The following is a 21579-nucleotide window of genomic DNA, read 5'->3' on the forward strand; positions in this document are numbered from 1 at the left end:
AGTTGGCGCCGCCCGGCAAAGGCCCGAGAGCCTAGCCGGGCGGCGTCGTGCTGCACAGTGCCTTGAGGAAATCGACGACGACATGCCAGGTGTGATCTTTCACACGCAGGGGGGAATTGCCTTGCGGTGTCGAGGTCCGGCAGAGTCTGGTTTCCGTCAGGCCCCGCATACGGCACTCCTGTATCTCCCGTGAGGTACGCGCAGCACCACAACTCCACAGCCGATGGCCGTATGCCGCCCGAGTTCCACGCGGCAGCCCCCACAGGGGAGTTGCCCACGGGCCCGCGCCTCCAGTGACCGTCGCACCACGGAGGCCAGAGTCGAGGGCACTTTTGCGCTCGCGCGGTCACTGCGGACGCTGCTGGAAGGACACCGTGTGAGCCGGATCTCGGTCCGGGGGTTCGCAGTGGCTTCGGCCACCGCGGTCACCACCGTCGGCGCAGTCGTGGGCGTTGCCACCGGCGACCCCACGAACGATCTCGAGACCACCGCGTCCGGGGCGACCCTCCTCGCAGACATCCCGGTCGGCGACCAGGCGCAGGTCCAGAGCGCGTCCCTGACGCAGCAGGCCGACACCATCGCGCACGCCGCCGACGCCGACGCCAAGCGCTCGGCCGAGGAGGCCGCGCGCGTCCAGGCCGCCGAGGACGCCAAGAGCAAGAAGGCCGAGGCGCAGAAGGCGGCCGACGAGAAGGCGAAGAAGGAGCGCGAGGAGAAGGAGGAGGTCGCGAGCCGGTCCGCCGCCCGCGACGCCGCCGACTTCGCCCCGCAGAGCTCCTACACGGTCGCCCAGGTCAAGGCCATCGCGCAGCAGATGGTCCCGGCCGGCCAGTTCCAGTGCTTCTCGAAGATCATCAACCAGGAATCCACCTGGAACTACCTGGCCGTCAACAAGTCCTCCGGGGCCTACGGTCTGGTCCAGGCGCTGCCCGGTTCGAAGATGGCCTCGGCCGGCGCCGACTGGCGCACCAACCCCGCCACGCAGATCAAGTGGGGCCTGAACTACATGGAAGACCGCTACGGCAGCCCCTGCGCCGCGTGGACCTTCCACCAGGCCAACGGCTGGTACTGACGGCCGGCGCCGCACCGCGGCGCCACCGCTCGACCCCTGGGAGCCCCGCACCGTCGTACGGTGCGGGGCTCCTCGCGTGTACGGTCTTCGGGGTGTGCCCGTAGACGGGGGGCGGGGGAAGGAAGCGACATGGCGAAGAGGGAAGGCTGGCTCGGCCGGCTGGGCAACAGGCTGACCGAGATGGAGGCGCGGCTCAACGCACGGCGTGCCGAGGTCGAGGCCGAGACCGGCGGTGAACTGCCCGAGCCCGCACGTCAGGCGGCGGCGGCCCCGGCGGCTCCCGCGGCGTCCGGCGCCCCGGCGGACGCGCCCGCGGTCCGGGCGGCGGCCCCCGAGCACTACCACCGGCCCGAGCGGCCCGATCCGGCGAGCGTGGTCCCGTGGGGGATGCGCGTCGCCGCCGAGGCCAGCTGGCGGCTGCTGCTGCTCGCCGGGATGCTCTGGGTGCTGATGAAGGTGATCAGCGAAGTCCGCCTGGTCGTCCTCGCCTTCGCGGCCGCCATGCTCGTCACCGCGATGCTGCAGCCCTTCGTCGTCCGGCTGCGCAGACTGGGTCTGCCGCGCGGCCTGGCCACGGCCGTCACGGCCGTCCTCGGCTTCGTCGTCATCGGGCTCGTCGGCTGGTTCGTGGTCTGGCAGGTCATGGAGAACCTCGACGACCTCTCCGACCGGGTCCGCGACGGCATCAACGAGCTCAAACTCTGGGCACTGGACAGTCCGTTCCACGTGACCGAGAAGCAGATCAACGACATCGCCAAGAACCTCAGCGAGACCATCGGCACCAACACCGAGCAGATCACCACCGCCGGCCTCCAGGGCGTGACGGTCCTCGTCGAGATCCTCACGGGCATGCTGCTCGCGATGTTCTCGACGCTCTTCCTGCTCTACGACGGCAAGCGCATCTGGAACTGGGCGCTCGGCCTGGTCCCGGCGGCGGCCCGCGCCGGTGTCGCCGGTGCCGGTCCGCGCGCTTGGCGCACGCTGACCGCGTACGTGCGCGGCACGGTCATCGTCGCGCTCATCGACGCCATCTTCATCGGCCTCGGGCTCTACTTCCTCGACGTGCCGATGGCGGTGCCGCTGGCCGTCTTCATCTTCCTGTTCGCCTTCATCCCGCTGGTCGGCGCGGTGATCTCGGGAGCCCTCGCGGTGGTCGTGGCGCTCGTGACCCAGGGGGTGTTCACCGCCCTGATGACGCTGCTGGTGGTGCTGGCCGTGCAGCAGATCGAGGGCCACGTGCTCCAGCCCTTCATCCTCGGCCGGGCGGTACGGGTCCACCCGCTCGCGGTGGTCCTCGCCGTGGCCGCAGGCGGGATGATCGCCGGCATCGGCGGAGCGGTCGTGGCCGTTCCGCTGGTGGCCGTCACCAACACGGTGGTGGGCTACCTGAAGGCGTACTCGCGGGAACAGCACCACCTCGGGACCGGGATGATCGGCCCGGCCCCGCACGGTTCGACGGCGCTGGGCGTCGGACCCGACGACGACGAGGTACACGCCAGGCCCTAGTGGCCCGCCGGGATGTGCCTGGCCGAATCGCGCGCCACCGGAGTCGAACGTTTCGGCGACCGGGGCTGCCATGATCGAAGGCGTGCGGGCGCTGCCGCGGCGCCCGGGAAGCGGCAACGACCGGGGGGAGCCACATGATCAGCGATCCGGAGCTCGACGGGACGGGGGAGACCCGCCCCGCGGAGCCGGCGGAGCAGGCGGAGGAGCCGCCGCGGCGCGAAGGGGAGGCGGGGGCGCGGCGGCCGTGGCGGTGGGCCCTGGGCGGGGCCGTGGTCGCCTCGGCGGTGTGGGCGGGCGGGCTGTACGCCTTCGGGGACCGGCTCGCCGCGCCGGAACTCCCGTACCGGGCCACGGAGAACCTGTGCCAGGACTTCGAGGCGCGGGCACTGGGCAGGATCGCGGGGGACCTGCACCGCTACCGGCCGAGGAACCAGCACGACGACCATCCGGCCCTGCGCCGGGCCGTCTGCAGCCTGCAGAACGGCGAGAGCATCTCCACCCTCACCGTGCGGGCGCAGGTGGACCTGCACAAGAAGACGGATCCCGGACCGGAATTCGACGTACCGTCGGTCTGGTCCTTCGCGGAGGGCAGCGGGGTGCGCACGGAGGAGGTCCGGGGACTCGGGGAGCGCGCCCTGGTCCTCGTGGGCCCCCGAGAGAATTCGGTCGAGCTCAAAGTGCTGCACGGGGGTGCGGTGTTCACGGTCGAGGCCACCGGTGCCGCCGGCGAGCAGAGCACCCAGGCCGACACCGCCGCGCTCCGGGCGGCGGTGGTCGCGGACGGCCGCGCGCTGCTGGCCGCGCTGAAGAAGTAGGGGGCATCGGTGATCAGCGAGCCCGAACTCGACGGGGCGTGGGAGTCGGCGCGCCCGGCCGAGGTCGCGCAGGAGGAGGCCGCGCCCGCGCGGCGGCCCGTACGGCCGTGGCAGTGGGTGGTGGCGAGCGCCGTGGCCACCTCCGCGCTGTGGGCGGGCGGGCTGTACGCCTCCGGGGGGCCGCCGGCCGCGGAGCCGGAGGTCCGGTACGCGGTCACGGACGACCTGTGCCGGCAGTTCGGGGCGCCGGCCCTGGGCCGTGCGGCGGGCGGCTTCACGGACGCCACCTCGAACGAGACCGGCCGGCATCCGGCCATGGACTGGGCATCGTGCAGCTACGAGGGCGACGGCCCGGACGGCATCTCCCTGATGGTCCTGGTCGAGCTGCACAAGAAGACCGATCCGGGGCCCGAGTTCGCACTCGGCTCGTACTACGAACGGATCCTCGGTGCGGACGCCGCCTGGGAAGAGATGCCCGGTCTGGGGGAGCAGGCCCTGGTCCGCTCCTCCGAGGCCGGTGAAAGCCTGGAGCTGCGCGTCCGTGACGGAGGCGCGGTGTTCAGCTTCGAGGTGATGTCCTTCGGCCGGAGCGAGGAGCAGCCCGGCCCGGCGGGGGACGGGGCGCCGACGCCCGACCAGGACGCCCTGACGGCGGCGGCGGTCGAGGACGCGCGGGCGCTGATGGCCGCGCTGCGCAAGCGCTGACGACGAGCAGGGCCCCGCGGCCGTCTCCGGTCACGGGGCCCTGCTCGTCGTACAGGCGTACTGGCGTACGGGTGCTGCTACTCGCCGGCGATGGCGGCCTCGGCGTCGAGGGTGACCGCGACGGCCTGGATCACCGAGGCGATCTTGAAGGCCTCCTGGATCGTCTCGCGGTCGACGCCGGCCTTGCGCAGGACCTGCTCGTGCGAGTCCAGGCACTGGCCGCAGCCGTTGATCGCGGAGACCGCGAGCGACCACAGCTCGAAGTCGACCTTCTCCACGCCCGGGTTCCCGATGACGTTCATCCGCAGACCCGCGCGCAGGGTGCCGTACTCCGGGTCGGAGAGCAGGTGCCGCGTGCGGTAGAAGACGTTGTTCATCGCCATGACCGCGGCGGCGGACTTGGCGGCGGTGTACGCCTCCGGCGAGAGGTTCGCCTTCGCCTCGGGCTCCAGCTCGCGCAGGACGCGCGGGGAGCGGGCGGCGATCGCGCAGGACAGGACCGTGCCCCACAGCTGCTGCTGCGGGAGGTCGCTGTTGCCTATGACCGAGCCGAGGTTCAGCTTCAGGTCCTTGGCGAAGTCCGGGACGGACGCCTTCAGGGAGTCGAGGGACATCCGTCACTCACCGGCCAGCAGCGCGCCGGCGTCGATCGTGGCGTCGCCCTTGTTCCAGTTGCAGGGGCACAGCTCGTCGGTCTGCAGGGCGTCGAGGACCCGCAGGACCTCCTTGGGGTTACGGCCCACGGAACCGGCGGTCACCATCGAGAACTGGATCTCGTTGTTGGGGTCCACGACGAAGACGGCGCGCATCGGCAGGCCGTCCTCGCCCAGGATGCCCAGCTCGGCGGAGAGCTCGCGCTTGATGTCCGACATCATCGGGAAGGGCAGGTCACGCAGGTCGGCGTGGTCCTTGCGCCAGGCGTGGTGCACGTACTCGGAGTCGAGCGAGAAGCCGAGGACCTGCGCGTCGCGGTCGGCGAACTCGTCGTTCAGCTTGCCGAAGGCGGCGATCTCGGTCGGGCACACGAAGGTGAAGTCGAGCGGCCACGCGAAGATGACCTTCCACTTGCCCTCGTAGGTCTTGTGGTCGATCTGCGCGAACTCGGACCCGGCCTCGAGCGAGACGCAGGCGGTCAGGTCGAAGGCGGGGAACTTGTCACCAACAGTGAGCACGCGCTCTCCTTGTTCAATGGAAAAGGACCCCTTTTGGGGGCTTTCCGATGGGGTTGGACGTGTCTCACATGCTGGCACAACCTGCATTGATTATGGAAATAGCTAGTCTTGCTGCGGGTGATCGGAGGTACCTATCAGTGGCTGTCGGTAATAGGGGAGCGAAACAACCGACTCTCGCTCAGCTGCGCGCCTTCGCGGCCGTCGCCGAGCACCTGCACTTCCGCGACGCGGCCGCGGCCATCGGCATGAGCCAGCCGGCGCTCTCCGGCGCCGTCTCCGCACTGGAGGAGGCCCTCGGCGTGCAGCTGCTGGAGCGCACCACCCGCAAGGTGCTGCTCTCCCCGGCGGGCGAGCGGATCGCCGCCCGGGCGCGGGTGGTCCTCGACGCCGTCGGCGGGCTGCTGGAGGAGGCCGAAGCGGTACGGGCCCCCTTCACCGGGATACTGCGGCTCGGGGTGATCCCCACCGTGGCGCCCTACCTGCTGCCGACCGTCCTCGGGCTGTTCCACCGCCGCTACCCGCGGATGGACCTCCAGGTCCACGAGGAGCAGACCGGCTCGCTGCTGGAGGGGCTGGCCGGCGGGCGCCTGGACCTGCTCCTGCTGGCGGTGCCGCTCGGCGTGCCCGGTGTGACCGAACTGCCCCTCTTCGACGAGGACTTCGTCCTGCTGGCGCCCCGGGAACACGCGCTGGCCGGCCGCCGGGACATCCCGCTCGACGAGCTGCGCGACCTGCAGCTGCTGCTGCTCGACGAGGGCCACTGCCTGCGGGACCAGGCCCTCGACATCTGCCGGGAGGCCGGCCGGACCACCGGGGCGGACGTCACCACGACCGCCGCCGGGCTGTCCACGCTCGTACAACTGGTCGCCGGGGGACTGGGGGTGACGCTGTTGCCGCGGACCGCGCTGCGGCTGGAGACCGCCCGCAACGAGTACCTCTCCACCGGCTGCTTCGCCGAACCGGCGCCCTCCCGGCGGATCGCCCTGGCCATGCGCACGGGGACCGCCCGCCAGGAGGAGTTCGCGGCGATCGCCGCCGCCCTGCGCGAAGCCGTACGCCCGCTCCCCGTCTGGCCCACCGACTAGGGGGTGTCCGGCGGATCGGGGTCGGACACCCCCTAGGGGAGCCGGCGGGCCGCGGGGAACGGGCGTACGGGATCACGGGCGTACGGGGGTCACTCCGTACGCAGGCCGTCCGGGCGCATCAGGCGCAGCAGCGGCGGCAGGCTGAGCAGGGTCACCGCGGCGACGACGCCCGCGCCGACGCCGGTCATCGCGAGGACCGACGGCCAGTCGATCCGGACCGGTTGGGCGGCCATCGACATCAGGACGGCTCCCAGCCCCACGCCCGCACCGGTCGCCAGCACCAGGCCCACCGCGATCGGCACGGCCGTCTGCCACAGCACCGACAGGCTCAGCGTGGAGCGCTTGGTACCGAAGGCGACCAGGGCCGACAGCAACTTGCGCCGCTCGCGCAGCTGCTCCAGCTGGGAGACGAACAGGCTCCCGCCGATCAGGACCAGCACGGCGGCCGCCCCGAAGAACAGCCCGGTGCGGATCGAGGAGAAGCCGGCGGCCCGGGTGCTGTCCCGCAGCGTCATCGCCGTGACGAACGGGTCGGTCCTGAAGACCGCGTTGCGGGCCCGGTCCAGGGCGTCGGGACCCGACTCGTCGACCTGGACGAAGATCCGCGAGTCAGGGAAGTCGCCGATCTCCTTCGGCGCGGCCGACGGGGTCACCAGCAGGCCGCTGCGCAGCTGCCCGGTGGGGTCCTCGCGGCTGGCCACCGTGCGGGCGCCCGCCGGGACCTTCCACTTCGCCGGAGCGGGGCTGTCGGACGTCTCGAACCCGTACGCCCTGACGTTGCCGACGAACAGCTCGTCTCCGGGCCCCGCCCTGCCCCCGTAGAAGGCTTCGGTCGAGGGGGAACCGGTGAGGACGAAGGCGTCCCCCTCCTTGCACGCGTCGAGGACCGCGACCTCGCCGAGCGCGTCGCACGTGCCGATCGTGACCTGGACCGTCTCCTCCTCCGCGGGCAGTTGGCGGGCCCCCTGCGTGGAGGTCAGCGGCACCGCGCGGGTGACGCCCGGCACCGCGGCGATCCGCTCGGCGAGGCCGTCCAGGCGGCTCCGGTCACCGCCGTGCAGCATGACCGCGACGGCGGCCCTGGCGGGATCCTGGCCGGTCGACTTCGTGTAGTCGCCCTCGACGCCGGCGAAGAGCATCTGGAGGGCGATGGCACCCGCGACGGCGACGGCGATGCCGTTGACGAGGCGGGCGGCGCCGGCGCTGTCCACCTGGAGCCGTCGCACGGCCAGCTGCCAGGAGACCGGGCCGCCGGAGGCCTTCCCGACGAAACGCTCCAGCAGCCAGGGCAGCAGGACGGTGATCCCGACCAGCAGCAGCACCACGCCGCCGCTGACCTGCCACTGGTTGAACCTGCCGTGGTCGTTGCCGCGGCCGCCCATGGGCAGGAGCAGGCCGATCCCGACGAGCGGGAGCAGCAGCCGCCACCAGATGCGGCGCCGGGCGGGCCTGGCCGTACGCACGACGCCGAGCGGCTCGATGACCACACCGCGCAGCGCGAACAGGGTCACGGCCACCGCCGCGGCGGGCACGGCGACGGCGACCAGGGCGGCCAGCCAGGGCGCCGGGTCGAGGTCGGCGGGGAAGACGCTGCGCTGCTGGAGGCTGACGCTGCCGACCAGGGAGCGGCCGACGGCGAAGAAGCCGGTGCCCAGCACCAGTCCGACCAGGGAGCCGGCCAGTGCCTCGCCGGCCGCGATCCGGCGCACCATCCTGCTGTCGGCGCCGACCAGCCGCAGCGCGGCGAGCCTGCGGTCGCGCCGTTCCCCGCCGAAGCGGACGGCGGTGGCGATGAACACGGCGACGGGCATCAGCAGGGCGACGAAGGTCAGGACGACCATCAGCATGAGGACTGGGTCGAGGCCCTCGCGCTCCGCGTCGTAGCCGAAGGTGGTGACGCGGTCGACGCGGTAGTCCGTGGGACCGTTCTTGGCGAGGCGGTCACTGCCCAGGTAGAAGAACAGCTCGCCGGGTCCGACCAGTCCCGCGTCGCCGATGGTCTCGCCGACCGGGCCGTCCAGCCGCTCGCGCAGCAGGGCGCCTTCGGCGGACTCCAGCAACTCGGCCAGGGCGGGGGAGAGGGCCAGCTCGCCCGGGCCCGGGATCTTCTTCAGGCCGGGCGGCAGCGGGGCCTGCGGGCCCTCGGCCCGCAGTGCGTACCCCTCGATGTCCTTGCCGCGGTAGGTCTGGCCGATCCGGGTGATGAGCAGGGTGTCGGGCCCCGGGGCCTCGGCCGTCACCGAGTCCATCGTCGACCGCGCGTCGCCGCGCTCGTAGCGGGCGGCCAGCGCGCCGGGGATGGCGGTGCTGATCAGCAGCAGTGCGACGCCGAGGCCGACGCCGACACCGGTGAGCAGGGTGCGGATCCACCCCTCGCGGCCCCCGCCGAAGGCGAAGCGGGCGCCCATGCCGAGGTCGCGGGTCCATACCTGGAGCCGGCTCATACGATCCGCTCCATGTCGCGGGACCTGCCGTCGCGCACGACGATCTCGCGGTCGGAGTAGGCGGCCACGCGCGTCTCGTGCGTGACGAGCACGACGGCGGCGTTCGCGGACCGGGCGGCCTCCGTGAGCAGCTGCATGACGAGTTCGCCGTTGAGGGAGTCGAGGGCTCCGGTGGGCTCGTCGGCGAAGATCACCCGCGGGCGGGTGACGAGGGCGCGGGCGACGGCCACGCGCTGCCCCTGGCCGCCGGATATCTCGCCGGGGCGCTTGGCGCCGAGGTCCTCCACCTGGAGCTGCTCCATCCAGTGCAGGGCGGTGCGTTCGGCCTCCTTGCGCTTGACGCCGGTCAGGCGCAGCGGCAGGGCGACGTTCTCCACGCAGGTCAGCTCCGGTACGAGCTGCCCGAACTGGAAGACGAAGCCGAACTCGGTACGGCGCAGCTCGCTGCGCTCGGCGTCGCTCATGGCGGTGAGCTCGCGGCCGGCGTAGACGATGGAGCCGGAGTCGGGCGGGACGATCCCGGCGAGGCAGTGCAGCAGCGTGGACTTGCCGGAGCCGGAGGGGCCCATGACGGCGACGACCTCGCCCGCGTGGATGGAGAACTCGGCGCCGTCGAGGGCGTCGGTGCTCCCGTACGCCTTGCGCAGGTCGGTGGCGGCGAGCAGGGAGCCGGCGGGGGCCGTCATCGGCGCACCTCCTCGGCGAGCCGGCCGAGGCGGGCGGCGGTGAGCTCCAGCCACCGCAGGTCCGCTTCGAGGTGGAACAGGGCGTGGTCGCACACGAGCTGGTCGGCGAGGTCGCCCTTGCGCTTGCGGGTCGTCAGCACGCGCATGAGGCGCAGGTGCTCGGCCCGCTGGGTGTCCAGCAGTTCGTCGGCGCGGCGGCCGGTGAGCAGGGCGAGGACGACCTTCGTGTAGAGGGTCGAGTGGAGGTACGGATCCGGCTTCTCGGGCTGGGACAGCCAGGTCTCGACGTCGGTGATGCCGGCGTCGGTGATGGCGTACCGCTTGCGGTCGGGGCCGCCGCCGCTCTCTATGCCGTCGACCTCGACGAGGCCGTTCTTCAGCAGCCGGGACATGGTCGAGTAGACCTGCCCGTAGGCGAGGGGGCGGTCGTGGCCGAACTTCTCGTCGAAGGCCCGCTTCAGGTCGTAGCCGTGGCGCGGGCCGGCCTCAAGGAGGCCCAGGAGGGTGTGACCGATGGACATGGCAGCGACTATACATCGTGTGTATACGCACCGTGTATAGCTGTCCGGCCTGCGGAAACGCGAAAACCGCCCCCGTGCGAGGCACGGGAGCGGCTTCTGGGCGGCGGTCAGTTCGTGGGCTTCGGCGGTCGGCCCCGCCGGGGGATGGGGCCCGGGGCGGAGGGGAGTCGGCCGGCCTCGGCGAGGGCCCGGCGGAGCAGGAACTCGATCTGCGCGTTGGCGCTGCGCAGCTCCTCGCCCGCCCAGCGGGCCAGCGCGTCGTACACCTGCGGGTCCAGTCGCAGGAGCACCTGCTTGCGCGCCTGGCGGCCCGTCGGCTTCTCCTCGCCGGAGGGGGTCACTGGTAGAGGGTGCCCGTGTTGAGGACGGGCTGGGCGGCCCGGTCGCCGCACAGGACGACCATCAGGTTCGAGACCATGGCCGCCTTGCGCTCCGAGTCGAGGTCCACGATCTCCTCCTCCGCCAGACGGGTCAGGGCCAGCTCGACCATGCCCACGGCGCCCTCCACGATCTGCTTGCGGGCCGCCACGACGGCGCCCGCCTGCTGGCGCTGGAGCATCGCGGAGGCGATCTCAGGAGCGTACGCGAGATGCGTGAACCGGGACTCGATGATCTGCACACCGGCGGCCTCCACCCGGGCGTGCAGTTCGACCGCGAGCTTCTCGGTGATCTCCTCGGCGTTCCCGCGCAGCGACAGGCCGCCCTCGTCGTGCGCGTCGTACGGGTACTCGATCGCGATGTGCCGGACCGCGGCCTCGGTCTGGGTCTCGACGAACTCGGTGAAGTCCTCGACCTCGAAGACGGCGCGCGCCGTGTCCTCGACCCGCCACACCACCACGGCCGCTAGTTCGATCGGGTTGCCGTAGGCGTCGTTGACCTTCAGGACGGCCGTCTCGTGGTTGCGCACCCGGGTGGAGATCTTCTCGCGCGAGGTCAGCGGGTTGACCCAGCGCAGTCCGTCGGCCCGGATGGTGCCGCGGTAGCGGCCGAAGAGCTGGACGACCCGGGCCTCGCCCGGCGCCACCGTGTTGAGGCCGCTCATCGCGATCACGGAGGCGAGGCCCAGGAGGACGCCGACCGCGATCAGGGTCACCTTGGCCGCGGTCGCCGCCGCCACCGCGCCGGCCACGACCAGACCCGCGCCCGCGAGCAGGCCGGCGAGTCCGAGCAGCAGTGCCAGTGCGCCGCCGACGCTGCGTGCCGCGAACTCCCGTACGGCGTCCGGACTGGCTATGTGGTTCGTCATGGTTCGCCCCGTTTCTCTGCGCGCGGCCGGTCGGACCGCTTAGCAAAGTGATATCACTTTTTTGCGTATTGGCAACCCATCCGCTTATCTGAGCGTCGGTTCCTGTGACGTGGGTGCTGATTCTCACGTCCGAAATGACCGGTATTGAGCCGGATTGGCCAATCTTTGTCACAGCCTGCGGTGTTAGCTTTCTGAGTTGACGTCGGGGGGGTAATCGAGCGGAGCGGGAGCGATGGGCCGAGCAGAAGTGCGTAAGGCGCAGCAGCGCGGTGCGCGGCGGGCGCCGAGCGGACGCGCGAAGGGCGCCAAGGAGAGCGGGGGTACCGGCAAGCGCACCGGCATACGCCGCTTCTTCACCTGGAAGAAGATCCTGGGGACCTTCTTCGGGATGATCCTGCTGCTCATGGCCGCGGCCTTCGCCCTGTACTTCTCGGTGAACGAGCCCACCGACCCCAACAAGCAGGCGGTGCTCCAGAGCAACACCTACCGCTGGTCCGACGGCTCGATCATGGCCAACACCGGCAAGATGAACCGGGAGATGGTCACTCTCGACAAGATCCCGGAGGACGTCCGCACGGCCTTCATCGCCATCGAGAACAAGTCCTTCTACAAGGACCGCGGCGTCGACCTGATGGGCGTGGGCCGAGGCCTGTTCAACACCGTCCGGGGCAAGGGCACGGCCGGCGGCTCCACGATCACCCAGCAGTACGTCAAGAACTACTACCTGACGCAGGACCAGTCGCCCACGCGCAAGCTCAGGGAGCTGGTGATCGCCCTCAAGGTCGACCAGCGCATGGAGAAGGACGACATCCTCGCCGGCTACCTGAACACCAACTTCTACGGCCGCAACGCCTACGGCATCCAGGCCGCGGCCCAGGCCTTCTACGGTGTCGACGCCGGACAGCTGACCCTGGAGCAGGGCGCCTACCTCGCCGCCGTCATCCAGGCGCCGAGCCAGTACGACCTGGCGACGGCCGGCCCGAACGGCACGAAGCTGGTCAACATCCGCTTCAACGCGGTCCTCGACAACATGGTCGAGATGGGCAAGCTGGACCCGGAGAAGCGCAAGACCATGACGCTCCCGCCGCCCATCAAGCCCAAGCCCCGACCGGGCATGGACGGCCAGAAGGGCTACCTGGTCCAGGCCGCCAACGACGAGCTGAACAAGCAGGGCATCACCGATGCGATGATCACGGCCGGCGGCTGGAACATCACCCTCAACGTCGACAAGAACAAGCAGGCCGCGCTGGAGAAGGCGGTCCAGGACGAGCTGGAGTCCAAGCTCGACCGCAAGGACACCAAGGGCAGGCCGCAGGACCAGAGCGTCCAGGCCGGCGCCACCTCCGTGGACCCGAAGACCGGAGCCATCGTCGCCATGTACGGCGGCGTGGGCCTGGAGGAGAAGTCCGCGAGCAACGCCCTGCGCACCGACTACCAGCCTGGCTCGACCTTCAAGCCGATCGTGCTCGCCTCCGCCCTGGAGAACGCCTCGAACACCCAGGACGGCAAGCCGATCACCCCGCACGCGCTCTACGACGGCACGAGCAAGCGCCAGGTCGTGGGCAGCAAGATCCCGTTCAACCCGCAGAACCAGGACAACACCAACTACGGCACCCCGATGATGACGGTCCAGGAGGCGACCAACTTCTCGGTGAACTCCGTCTACGCGCAGATGATCGTGGACGTCAAGCCGCCCAACGCGAAGAAGACCGCGCTGGAACTGGGCATGGAGGACCGCGAGGGCTGGCCCGAGGACAAGCCGGCCATGGCCCTGGGCACCATGAGCGCGAACACCGTCGAAATGGCCGGCGTCTACGCCACCTTCGACAACCACGGCAAGAAGGTCACGCCGACCATCATCAAGAAGGCGGACCACAAGGACGGCAAGTTCACCCCCCAGCAGGGCGTGGGCAGCCAGGCCATCAGCCGCAAGACCGCCGACACCGTCACCAAGGTGCTCCAGGGCGTCGTGGAGGACGAGGGCGGTTCCGGCAACAAGGTCCGCAGCAGCGCCTACGAGGCCGGCGGCAAGACCGGTACCACCGAGTCCAACGTCGCGGCCTGGTTCACCGGCTACACCCCGGAGCTGGTCACGGTCGTCGCCATGTTCGGCGAGGACCCGACCACGCACAAGCAGGTCACCCTGACCGGTACCGCCGGCCTCGGGCGCGCGGGTGGTTCCAGCTTCCCCGCCTCGATCTGGAAGGCGTACACCCTCGCGGCCCTCAAGGGCGTGGACACCGGCAAGTTCCAGCTGCCCGAGGCCGACATGGGCGCGGTGCAGACACCGTCCCGCAGCGCCTCGCCGTCCGCCTCGCCGAGCCAGTCCTCCAGCGCGCCGGCGGTCACCAACAGCCCGACGCAGTCGCCGACGCAGACGTCGCCGACCCCCACCACGACCAAGACGGGCGGCACGCCGACCGGGACGACGTCCCCGACGGCCACGGCCACCAAGACGAACGGCCCCAAGCCGCCGGACCCGCCGATCCTGGGTGAGCACCCGGGCAACTGAGAACACCGCCGCCCCGCAGCCGAAAGGCTGCGGGGCGGCTCCGTTTCACGGCTCCGGTCCGGTCGGGTCGTCCGGTCCGCGGACGGTCAGCGCCGGTCGCCCGCCCCCGGCAGCGGGAGCTCGAACCAGACGACCTTTCCGCTGCTGAGCCGGGTCGCGCCCCAGCGCCGCGCCAGCCGGTTGACCAGGAACAGGCCCCGGCCGCCCTCGTCGGTGTCGCGCGCCCGGCGCTGGCGGGGCAGCTGCGGGGAGTCGTCGCCGACCTCGCAGCGCAGCACGTCCGTACGCAGCAGACGCAGCGTCACGGGCCGCTCCGCGTACCGGACGGCATTGGTGACCACCTCGCTCACCAGCAGCTCCAGCGAGTCGCTCAGCTCCTCCAGACCCCACCGGGTCAGCGCCCGGCGGGCGAACCGCCGGGCCCGGCCCGGGGCGGTCTCCTCCGGGTCCAGGAACCAGTACGCGACGTCACTGGGCGCGATCCCGTCGAACCGGGCCGCCAGCAGCGCGATGTCGTCGTCCCGGTCGCCCGGGCCCAGCATGTCCAGCACGTCGTCGCAGAGGGCCTCCAGCGGCGGCGGATGGTCCAGGCCGGTCAGCTGCGCGGTCGTGGCCAGTCGCTCGCGCAGCTGCTCGATGCCGGTCCACACGTCCCGCAGCCGCGACTCCACCAGGCCGTCGGTGTACAGCAGCAGGGTGGCACCCGCGGGCGCGTCCAGCTCCACGGCCTCGAAGTCCACGCCGCCGACCCCGATGGGGGCGCCGGGCGGTACGCGCAGCACCTCGGCCCGGCCGCCCAGGTGCAGCAGCACCGGGGGCGGATGGCCGGCGTTGGCGATGGTGATCCGGTGCGCGACGGGGTCGTAGACGGCGTACATGCAGGTGGCCATGCGGTCCGTGCCGAGCCGCTGCGCCTGCTCGTCCAGGTGGTGCAGCACCTCGGCGGGCGGCAGGTCCAGCTGCGCCAGGGTCTGGGCGGTGGTGCGCAGCTGGCCCATGATCGCGGCGGAGGTCATCGAGTGGCCCATGACGTCGCCGACGACGAGCGCGACCCGGCTGCCGGGCAGCGGTATGGCGTCGTACCAGTCGCCGCCGACCCGTGCCGTCTCGGCCGCGGGCAGGTAGCGGGAGGCCAGCCGCACGCCGGTGGGCTGCGGCAGGCTGTCGGGCAGCATGGTGCGCTGGAGCTCGTCGGCGATGTACGCCTCACGGCCGTAGAGGACCGCCTTGTCGATGCCGAGCGCGGTGTGGGTGGCCAGCTGGGCGGCGACCAGCAGGTCGTTCTGCTCGAAGGCGGGACGCTCGGGGCTGCGCAGGAAGACGGCGGCGCCGATCACCCGGCGGCGGCCGCGCAGCGGCGCGAGGACCGCCCGGTTGCCGCGCGGCAGCGGATGGTCCAGGCCCAGGAGCTCGGGCAGCGCCGCCCGGGCGGCGGCGGAGGACCCGAAGACGGGCCGTACGCCGCGCAGCACCTCGGCGAGCGCGCCGCCGGGCCGGATCTCGCACAGCTCGGCCGCGGGCAGGTCACCCTGCGGTCCGACCAGCGGCAGCTGGCTGAAGTCGAGCTCGCCGGTGGCCCCCGCGGCCCCGGCGAGGTCCATCCCCGCGCCGATGGTGCTGCTGATGTCGGTCAGGTCGTCGATCGGCCGGAGCCGGTCGGTGCGGCGCAGCCTTAAAACGACCGGGCCGAGGGGCCGTTCGTCGCCCACCGGGAGCGGATCGCGCAAGTAGACGAGGATGGCGTCGGAGAAGGTGGGCACGGTGGCCCGGCACAGGCCGAGCACGATCTCGTCGAGGTCGATGCCGCGGGCGATCCGCCGGGTGGCGGCGCCGACGAAGCGCAGCCGGTCCCCCTCGCGGCGCGCGGCGGTCGCGTCCGGACCGGCCCCGCCCGCCGGCGCGGACCCGCCGGCCCCGGGGAGGCCCGCCGTGCCGCCCCCGCCGCCCGCGGGGGCCGGGCCGGCCGACCCCGCGCCGAGGGCGTCGGCGTCGGCGTCCTCGGCCTGCCGGGGGCGGGCGTTGTCGTGGTCCTGGCCGGGGCCGGGGCCCGCGGCGGCCGGAACCTCCGCCGAGGCCGCTCCGCGCGGCCGGGGGAGCCCCGAGCCGGAGCCCGCCGCGCCGGAGCCCGCCGCCGAGCGCGCGGCCCGTACGTCGGAAGCCGCAGCGGCCGCGCCGCCCGGCTCGGCCGCGGGGCCGGTGCCCGGGGCATGCGTGCGTACGGCCTCGGTGGCGGCGATGGGCGCCTTGCCGTGGCCGGCCTCGTCCGTACCTCCGCCGGAGGCGACGGGCTGCGGGCCCTCCTGGGAGGTGGGGTACTCCGTCACGCGTGGAATTCCGTCCGTTTGCGCTCGATGTGCGCTGCACTCAACTCGGTCAGTCGCGGTATACCCGCTCAGCGGCCCGGGCACCATCACCCAGAGGTTCCTCGCTCGAACTTCTCTCCCGGCCCGCGGCCGGGAGCTCCCCGGGCGGACCCCCGCCCCGTCGTCGCCTCTCCTCGTGTACCGACCTCCGGTCAGATCCCGTGTGCGGAAGGACACTTGCCGATGCGCGGCCCGACCGCACCGTCCCGCGTGCGCGACCTCGCGGAGGACGATCCTACGTTTGAACCCCGGGGGCGCATCAAGGGTCTCATGAGGTCATATGCGCCGGGGTGCGGTCCCAGTCCTCGGGCAGGACCGGAATCCTCCAGGCCGGATCCGGCCGCCAATCCTGCCAGCCGGCCGAGAACGGAGCACCCCATTCCTCGATGAGCGCGACCGCCGCACGGCCTGCTTCCCGTACCCGCCGTGCCTGCTCACGGTCCATCAGGCCGGACCGCTGGGCCTGGGCGAACTCGTCCTCGTCCAGCCACTTCCAGCTGCGGTCGGGGTAGACGGCGATGTCCAGGAAGTGGTCCTCGGAATCCACTCCACCGGCCCATCTCGACCGCGGCTCCTCCAGGTTCACGTACCAGTTCTTGAACGTCCAGCCCGGTCCCCAGAACAGCCAGACCGACCAGGGGTCCCCGGGGCGGGCCAGTTTCAGGACACCGCCGCCGAACCAGCGCGAACGCACCGTCGTGCGCGGCGCGGTGTACCGGGTGGCGAGCGGCTCCTCGTGCACGGGGGTGCCGTCGGCGAGGACCGGCTTGACGCATTCGGTGCCGGGGGCCATCCACACGGCGAGCACGTCGGCGGTGTCCTGCACCACGGTGACGGGACGGCAGATGTGCACCGCGCCCTTCAGCCCCGGGGCGTGGTCACGGTAGCGCCACAGGATCTGGTCCCCGGGCGCCCAGCGCGTGCCGCGCGCGGGACCCGGCTGCGCGCCCGGCGCCCGGCCGCTCCCGGGCTTGAAGGTACCTGTCATGCGCAGATCTTAGGGCGGGGGCCCGCACGCCCGCTGCGGTGCAGGTCACCGAGCGGTCAAGGGACTGTGAACGACCGGATCCGGCCCCCGCCCGGGGGTGGCGGCGACCCGTCAGGGACGCGTCATGCGCAGGACGTCCAGGGCCTCGTCGAGCTGCTCCAGGGTGAGGTCGCCGCGCTCCACGTAGCCGGAGTCCAGGACGACCTCCCTGATCGTCCTGCGCTCGGCGAGCGACTTCTTGGCGACCTTCGCCGCCTCCTCGTAGCCGATGTAGCGGTTGAGCGGGGTCACCACGGAGGGCGAGGACTCCGCGTACTCCCTGGCCCGGGCCTCGTCGGCGGTGATCCCGTCGACCGTGCGGTCGGCCAGCAGGCGGCTCGCGCCGGCCAGCAGCCGGATCGACTCCAGGAGGTTCCTGGCCATCACCGGGAGCATCACGTTGAGCTCGAAGTTGCCGGCCGCGCCCGCCACGGCGACGGTGGCGTCGTTGCCCATGACCTGGGCCGCGATCATCAGGACGGCCTCCGGCACCACCGGATTGACCTTCCCGGGCATGATCGAGGAGCCGGGCTGGAGGTCCGGGAGACTGATTTCGGCCAATCCGGTCCGCGGTCCTGAGGCCATCCAGCGCAGGTCGTTGCAGATCTTGGTGAGCGAGACGGCGACGGTGCGGAGCATCCCCGAGGTCTCCACCAGCGCGTCCCGCGCGCCCTGGGCCTCGAAGTGGTTGCGCGCCTCCGTCAGCGGCAGCCCGGTGGCGACCGCCACCTCGGCGATCACGGCGGCCGAGAAGCCGGGCGGGGTGTTGATGCCCGTGCCCACCGCCGTCCCGCCCAGCGGGAGTTCGGCGAGCCGGGGCAGGGACGAGCGCAGCCGCTCGACGCCGTAGCGGATCTGGGCCGCGTATCCGCCGAACTCCTGGCCGAGGGTGACCGGGGTGGCGTCCATCAGGTGGGTCCGGCCGGCCTTGACCACCCGGTCGAACTCGACCGCCTTGCGCTCCAGCGCGGCGGCGAGGTGTTCCAGCGCCGGGACCAGGTCGTTCGCGACGGCGGCCGTGGCGGCGATGTGGATGGACGACGGGAAGACGTCGTTGGAGCTCTGCGAGGCGTTGACGTGGTCGTTGGGGTGCACGTCCCGGCCCAGGCGCTCGGTGGCCAGGGTGGCGATGACCTCGTTGGTGTTCATGTTGGACGAGGTCCCCGAACCCGTCTGGAAGACGTCCACGGGGAAGTGGTCGTCCCAGCGCCCGTCCGCGACCTCGGCCGCCGCCGACCGGATCGCGTCGGCGACGTCCTGGTCCACCACGCCGAGGCGCGCGTTCACGAGGGCCGCCGCGGCCTTGATCCGGGCGAGCGCCTCGATGTGGGCCCGCTCCAGCCGCTGTCCCGAGAGGGGGAAGTTCTCCACCGCGCGCTGGGTCTGCGCACGCCACTTGGCGTCCACGGGCACCCGTACGTCGCCCATGGAGTCGTGCTCCGTCCGGAAACCGTCGCTCTGCCGATCGTCTGTCATGTCTGTTGCCTCCTAAAAAAGTTGAGCAATTCTCTTGTTAGAAGTGTTCCCAACTCCCCTACCGGCCAGTAAATACCGTCGGTAACACCGACATTCGGGGAGGCGTCCATGGCACGTGCCCGCACGAGACCCGCGCTCAGATCTACCTTCGCCGCCGTCGCGGCGTTCGCGGCCGCCCTGGGGGGTGTCACCGCCGTCACCCCCATGGCCCAGGCGGCCACCCGCTCCGGGGTCGTCGCACCCCTCTCGCCCGAGCTGGAGGCGATCCGCGCCGCGGAAGCCGTCAAGATCTACGGCGACCCCGCCGTGCGCCCGCAGGCCGACCGCAAGACCGGCCTGATCTCGCTGGGCGACAGCGAGATCTCGGGGGAGGGCATCGGCACCTACGACCCGGCGACCAACACGCCGAACAACCAGTGCCACCGCTCGCCCGACGCCGCGATCCACCGCACCGGCATCCCGGCCGACCTCACCTTCAACGTCGCCTGCTCCGGCGGCTACACCGGCAACATCAGGATCGGCGGCAGCAAGCAGTACGCCGACGAGCTGGTGCAGAGCGACAACCTCGCCATCAAGGCCCGCAACACCAGGATCAAGATGGTCCTCCTGGTCGCCGGGGCCAACGACGACCTGCAGTTCGGCCCGGTCATGACCGACTGCGTCACCCGCTGGATCCTCAGCCAGGGCACCTGCGAGCCCAAGTACGCCCCCGGCTGGCAGGCCCGCGTCGACGGCCTCAGGCCCAAGGTGGAAGCCACCGTCGCCGACCTCAGGACGGTCATGCGCGACGCCGGCTACGCCGACGCCGACTACAAGCTCGTCGTGATGGGCTACCCCAGCCCCATCGGCCCCGACTTCCACGACAACCCGAACTTCCCCGGGAAGCTCCCCGGCGGCTGCGCCGGCTACGACTCGGACGCCACCTGGGGCCGCAACCACGCCGTGCCCACCTTCGAGAAGGGCATGCGCGCCGCGGCCCTGTCCTCCGGCGCGATCTACCTCGACAACTCCCGGCTCTTCCACGGCCACGAGGTGTGCATGGAGGACACCTGGGCCCGCGGGCTCTACCTGGACCTCGGGGACCACTTCCCGTGGGACGAGAACACCGCCCGCCAGTCCTTCCACCCCAACTACCGCGGCCACGGGGCCTTCGCGTCCTGCCTGACCCAGCTCTACGACTCGGGCCTGCGCGAGGCCTCCTGCGCCGACCCCGCGAGCACCGGCAGGCCCGTCCTCCAGGCCGGGGCCTGGGACGACAAGTTCGCACCGCTCAGGAACGCGGCCACCGGCAACTGCCTCGACTCCTTCGGCGGATCCAGCGCCAACGAGACGAAGATCGTCGGCTGGGACTGCCACGGCGGGCGCAACCAGGGCTGGTGGTACGACACCGCCCGCAAGTCCGTCCACATCGAACTCACCCAGGACCGCTGCCTCGACGCCCCCGGCGCCAACTACGGCTCCGGCACCGGCCTGATCATCTGGAACTGCCACGGCGGAGCCAACCAGCAGTTCGTCCGCGACGGCGCCACCCTGCGCCCCGCCGCGGCCCCCGGCATGTGCCTGACCGTGGCCGCCGCCCACGAACCGCTGCGCCTGCAGAGCTGCAACGGATCCGCGAACCAGCGCTTCGCATAACCGCCCCGCACCACCAGGCCCCCCACGCCCGGCCGGCGCACCCCGGCCGGGTGTCCCCGCACCCGCACGTGTACCCGTACATGTCCCCGTACATGTCCCCGTACGCGCACCGGCGGCGGTCACAGCGAGTCCAGGTACTCCCGCACCTCGCGCGGCCGGTTGGTGATCAGGGTGTCCACGCCGAGCCGCACGCACAGCTCCACGTCCTCCGGCTCGTCCACCGTCCACACCCGCACCCGCAGCCCCTTGGCCTTCAGCCGCCCCACCAGCCCCGGATCCTTGCGCACCAGGTCGATGCCCGGCCCCGCGTGCCCCGCGAACGGCGGCCGCACCGGCCGCAGCCGCCGCTCGATCAGGTAGACGGCGGGCAGACCGGGCGCCAGCCGGTTCAGCCTGACCAGGGCGTTGCGCGAGAAGCTCATCACCTCGACCAGCCCCGAGGAGCCGTCCGCCAGCCCGTGCTCCTTCAGGACCCGCACGAGCTCGGCCTCCAGCCGGCCGCCGGCGCGGGTGGGGTGCTTGGTCTCCACGGCCAGCCCGACGGGCCGCCCGGCGGCCAGCGCCTCCTTCAGCAGGTCCTCGAAGAGCAGCACCTGCGCCCCGCGGTGCTCGGCGCCCTTCCAGCCGCCGAAGTCGAGCGCGCACAGCTCCTCGTAGGTCATGGCGGAGACCACCCCGCGCCCGTCGGAGGTCCGCTCCACCCGCCGGTCGTGCACGCAGACCAGCTTGTGGTCGGCGGTCAGCCGTACGTCGCATTCGAGGGCGTCGGCACCGTCCGCGACGGCCTGCCGGTAGGCGGCCAGGGTGTGCTCGGGGTGCTCGTGGGAAGCGCCGCGGTGGGCGACGACCCGGACGGCGCGGTCGGTACGGGGGTGCGTGTGCGTCATGCCCCGACGTTATCCGGATGCGCGGGACGCCCCGGTAGCGCATCCTGCGCGGATGGCGGAACAGCAGATGTCCGGGGTCCTGCACTGCGAGCCCTGCGAGGAATGCGTCCGGGAGGAGTGGCAGTTCGTCCGGGACGGCGAGCTGCGCTGGGAGGGCTACGACCACTGCCCCCGGTACCGGATCTACGCCTGCGACCGCGGCCGGGGCGTCCCCCCGCCCTGGGTCCGGGAGCGCATCCTCGCCCAGGAGGGCGCCGTCCACCTGTCCGTCGGCGGGCCCGACGGGGTGCCGATCGCGCTGCTGCGCCGGGTCTACGGGCTGAGCATCGCCGAGGTCGTCGCCGCGCGGGCCGAGGGGTACCGGGCCACCCCCGTAGAGGCCCGGTACCTGACGCGAACGGCGCCCTGACTACGGCTACGGCTACGG

At 72.0% G+C, this 21579-nt stretch carries 19 protein-coding genes; 8 read left to right on the forward strand and 11 right to left on the reverse strand.

Annotated elements, in window-relative coordinates; genetic code table 11:
• The first annotated feature begins 376 nt into the window (after nt 1-376).
• The 4 genes from AB0O53_RS09105 to AB0O53_RS09120 all read left to right on the forward strand — a co-directional run bounded on the left by AB0O53_RS09105 (nt 377) and on the right by AB0O53_RS09120 (nt 4098).
• Entirely contained in the window at nt 377-1072 is a 696-nt protein-coding gene (locus AB0O53_RS09105; protein ID WP_350988194.1) for an aggregation-promoting factor C-terminal-like domain-containing protein, read from the forward strand.
• Nucleotides 1073-1201: 129 nt separating this feature from the next.
• A complete protein-coding gene (locus AB0O53_RS09110) occupies nt 1202-2578 on the forward strand; it encodes an AI-2E family transporter (RefSeq protein ID WP_350988192.1) in 1377 nt (458 codons plus the stop codon).
• A gap of 134 nt (nt 2579-2712) precedes the next feature.
• Nucleotides 2713-3393 carry a hypothetical protein gene (locus AB0O53_RS09115; protein WP_350988190.1) on the forward strand — a complete coding sequence of 227 codons (681 nt, stop codon included), beginning with the start codon at nt 2713-2715 and terminating at the stop codon, nt 3391-3393.
• Between the two features lie 9 nt (nt 3394-3402).
• Entirely contained in the window at nt 3403-4098 is a 696-nt protein-coding gene (locus tag AB0O53_RS09120) for a hypothetical protein (protein ID WP_365194250.1), read from the forward strand.
• Between the two features lie 77 nt (nt 4099-4175).
• Here the strand turns inward: AB0O53_RS09120 and AB0O53_RS09125 are convergent, their stop codons facing one another.
• Nucleotides 4176-4712 carry an alkyl hydroperoxide reductase gene (locus tag AB0O53_RS09125; protein WP_266498101.1) on the reverse strand — a complete coding sequence of 179 codons (537 nt, stop codon included), beginning with the start codon at nt 4710-4712 and terminating at the stop codon, nt 4176-4178.
• A 3-nt stretch (nt 4713-4715) separates the two neighbouring features.
• Nucleotides 4716-5270, reverse strand: a complete 555-nt coding sequence (locus tag AB0O53_RS09130) for a peroxiredoxin (RefSeq protein WP_350988186.1) — start codon at nt 5268-5270, stop codon at nt 4716-4718.
• 92 nt (nt 5271-5362) lie between these two features.
• On the opposite strand from AB0O53_RS09130, the gene AB0O53_RS09135 reads away from it, so the two are divergent.
• Complete coding sequence (locus AB0O53_RS09135) at nt 5363-6355, forward strand: hydrogen peroxide-inducible genes activator (RefSeq protein ID WP_435886632.1); 993 nt, start codon at nt 5363-5365, stop codon at nt 6353-6355.
• Between the two features lie 89 nt (nt 6356-6444).
• On the opposite strand, the gene AB0O53_RS09140 is transcribed toward AB0O53_RS09135, so the two are convergent.
• From AB0O53_RS09140 to AB0O53_RS09160, 5 genes are all read right to left on the reverse strand, one after another.
• The gene (locus AB0O53_RS09140) at nt 6445-8799 is read right to left on the reverse strand and encodes an ABC transporter permease (RefSeq protein ID WP_365194253.1); all 2355 of its coding nucleotides are present in this window, start codon (nt 8797-8799) and stop codon (nt 6445-6447) included.
• Nucleotides 8796-9485, reverse strand: coding sequence for an ABC transporter ATP-binding protein (locus tag AB0O53_RS09145; RefSeq protein WP_365194256.1), 690 nt, complete (start codon nt 9483-9485; stop codon nt 8796-8798). The genes AB0O53_RS09140 and AB0O53_RS09145 overlap by 4 nt, the downstream gene beginning before the upstream one ends.
• Nucleotides 9482-10006, reverse strand: a complete 525-nt coding sequence (locus tag AB0O53_RS09150; protein ID WP_046775921.1) for a PadR family transcriptional regulator — start codon at nt 10004-10006, stop codon at nt 9482-9484. Before AB0O53_RS09150 ends, AB0O53_RS09145 begins: the two co-directional genes overlap by 4 nt.
• A gap of 107 nt (nt 10007-10113) precedes the next feature.
• Nucleotides 10114-10347, reverse strand: a complete 234-nt coding sequence (locus tag AB0O53_RS09155) for a type II toxin-antitoxin system antitoxin (RefSeq protein WP_031153287.1) — start codon at nt 10345-10347, stop codon at nt 10114-10116.
• The gene (locus tag AB0O53_RS09160) at nt 10344-11252 is read right to left on the reverse strand and encodes an SPFH domain-containing protein (RefSeq protein WP_365194259.1); all 909 of its coding nucleotides are present in this window, start codon (nt 11250-11252) and stop codon (nt 10344-10346) included. The genes AB0O53_RS09155 and AB0O53_RS09160 overlap by 4 nt, the downstream gene beginning before the upstream one ends.
• Before the next feature lie 232 nt (nt 11253-11484).
• Here AB0O53_RS09160 and AB0O53_RS09165 point away from each other — a divergent pair, with 232 nt between their 5' ends.
• On the forward strand, nt 11485-13764 hold the full coding sequence (locus tag AB0O53_RS09165; RefSeq protein ID WP_365194262.1) for a transglycosylase domain-containing protein: 2280 nt from the start codon (nt 11485-11487) through the stop codon (nt 13762-13764).
• Between the two features lie 86 nt (nt 13765-13850).
• Here the strand turns inward: AB0O53_RS09165 and AB0O53_RS09170 are convergent, their stop codons facing one another.
• From AB0O53_RS09170 to AB0O53_RS09180, 3 genes are all read right to left on the reverse strand, one after another.
• A complete protein-coding gene (locus tag AB0O53_RS09170; RefSeq protein ID WP_365194265.1) occupies nt 13851-16088 on the reverse strand; it encodes a SpoIIE family protein phosphatase in 2238 nt (745 codons plus the stop codon).
• Nucleotides 16089-16395: 307 nt separating this feature from the next.
• Nucleotides 16396-17115: a cytidylyl-2-hydroxypropylphosphonate hydrolase gene (fomD, locus tag AB0O53_RS09175; protein WP_365194266.1), complete on the reverse strand. Its 720-nt coding sequence runs from the start codon at nt 17113-17115 to the stop codon at nt 16396-16398.
• A gap of 111 nt (nt 17116-17226) precedes the next feature.
• Nucleotides 17227-18630, reverse strand: a complete 1404-nt coding sequence (locus tag AB0O53_RS09180; RefSeq protein WP_365194267.1) for a class II fumarate hydratase — start codon at nt 18628-18630, stop codon at nt 17227-17229.
• A 108-nt stretch (nt 18631-18738) separates the two neighbouring features.
• On the opposite strand from AB0O53_RS09180, the gene AB0O53_RS09185 reads away from it, so the two are divergent.
• A complete protein-coding gene (locus AB0O53_RS09185) occupies nt 18739-20265 on the forward strand; it encodes a ricin-type beta-trefoil lectin domain protein (RefSeq protein ID WP_365194270.1) in 1527 nt (508 codons plus the stop codon).
• Nucleotides 20266-20384: 119 nt separating this feature from the next.
• Here the strand turns inward: AB0O53_RS09185 and AB0O53_RS09190 are convergent, their stop codons facing one another.
• Complete coding sequence (locus tag AB0O53_RS09190) at nt 20385-21152, reverse strand: glycerophosphodiester phosphodiesterase (RefSeq protein ID WP_365194272.1); 768 nt, start codon at nt 21150-21152, stop codon at nt 20385-20387.
• A 52-nt stretch (nt 21153-21204) separates the two neighbouring features.
• Here AB0O53_RS09190 and AB0O53_RS09195 point away from each other — a divergent pair, with 52 nt between their 5' ends.
• Nucleotides 21205-21561, forward strand: coding sequence for a hypothetical protein (locus AB0O53_RS09195; protein ID WP_365194274.1), 357 nt, complete (start codon nt 21205-21207; stop codon nt 21559-21561).
• Nucleotides 21562-21579: the final 18 nt, after the last annotated feature.

The organism is Streptomyces erythrochromogenes, assembly GCF_040684695.1.
In the GTDB taxonomy this organism is placed as follows: Bacteria; Actinomycetota; Actinomycetes; order Streptomycetales; family Streptomycetaceae; genus Streptomyces; species Streptomyces erythrochromogenes_C.

What these genes read in the sequence shown, in the direction of transcription:
- AB0O53_RS09150 (WP_046775921.1), bottom strand. Translation starts at nt 10,006, where the DNA reads ATGTCCATCGGTCACACCCTCCTGGGCCTCCTTGAGGCCGGCCCGCGC.
- AB0O53_RS09140 (WP_365194253.1), bottom strand. Translation starts at nt 8,799, where the DNA reads ATGAGCCGGCTCCAGGTATGGACCCGCGACCTCGGCATGGGCGCCCGC.
- AB0O53_RS09185 (WP_365194270.1), top strand. Translation starts at nt 18,739, where the DNA reads ATGGCACGTGCCCGCACGAGACCCGCGCTCAGATCTACCTTCGCCGCC.
- AB0O53_RS09115 (WP_350988190.1), top strand. Translation starts at nt 2,713, where the DNA reads ATGATCAGCGATCCGGAGCTCGACGGGACGGGGGAGACCCGCCCCGCG.
- AB0O53_RS09180 (WP_365194267.1), bottom strand. Translation starts at nt 18,630, where the DNA reads ATGACAGACGATCGGCAGAGCGACGGTTTCCGGACGGAGCACGACTCC.
- AB0O53_RS09135 (WP_435886632.1), top strand. Translation starts at nt 5,363, where the DNA reads ATGGAAATAGCTAGTCTTGCTGCGGGTGATCGGAGGTACCTATCAGTG.
- AB0O53_RS09125 (WP_266498101.1), bottom strand. Translation starts at nt 4,712, where the DNA reads ATGTCCCTCGACTCCCTGAAGGCGTCCGTCCCGGACTTCGCCAAGGAC.
- fomD (WP_365194266.1), bottom strand. Translation starts at nt 17,115, where the DNA reads ATGACAGGTACCTTCAAGCCCGGGAGCGGCCGGGCGCCGGGCGCGCAG.
- AB0O53_RS09165 (WP_365194262.1), top strand. Translation starts at nt 11,485, where the DNA reads ATGGGCCGAGCAGAAGTGCGTAAGGCGCAGCAGCGCGGTGCGCGGCGG.
- AB0O53_RS09190 (WP_365194272.1), bottom strand. Translation starts at nt 21,152, where the DNA reads ATGACGCACACGCACCCCCGTACCGACCGCGCCGTCCGGGTCGTCGCC.
- AB0O53_RS09145 (WP_365194256.1), bottom strand. Translation starts at nt 9,485, where the DNA reads ATGACGGCCCCCGCCGGCTCCCTGCTCGCCGCCACCGACCTGCGCAAG.
- AB0O53_RS09110 (WP_350988192.1), top strand. Translation starts at nt 1,202, where the DNA reads ATGGCGAAGAGGGAAGGCTGGCTCGGCCGGCTGGGCAACAGGCTGACC.
- AB0O53_RS09160 (WP_365194259.1), bottom strand. Translation starts at nt 11,252, where the DNA reads ATGACGAACCACATAGCCAGTCCGGACGCCGTACGGGAGTTCGCGGCA.
- AB0O53_RS09195 (WP_365194274.1), top strand. Translation starts at nt 21,205, where the DNA reads ATGGCGGAACAGCAGATGTCCGGGGTCCTGCACTGCGAGCCCTGCGAG.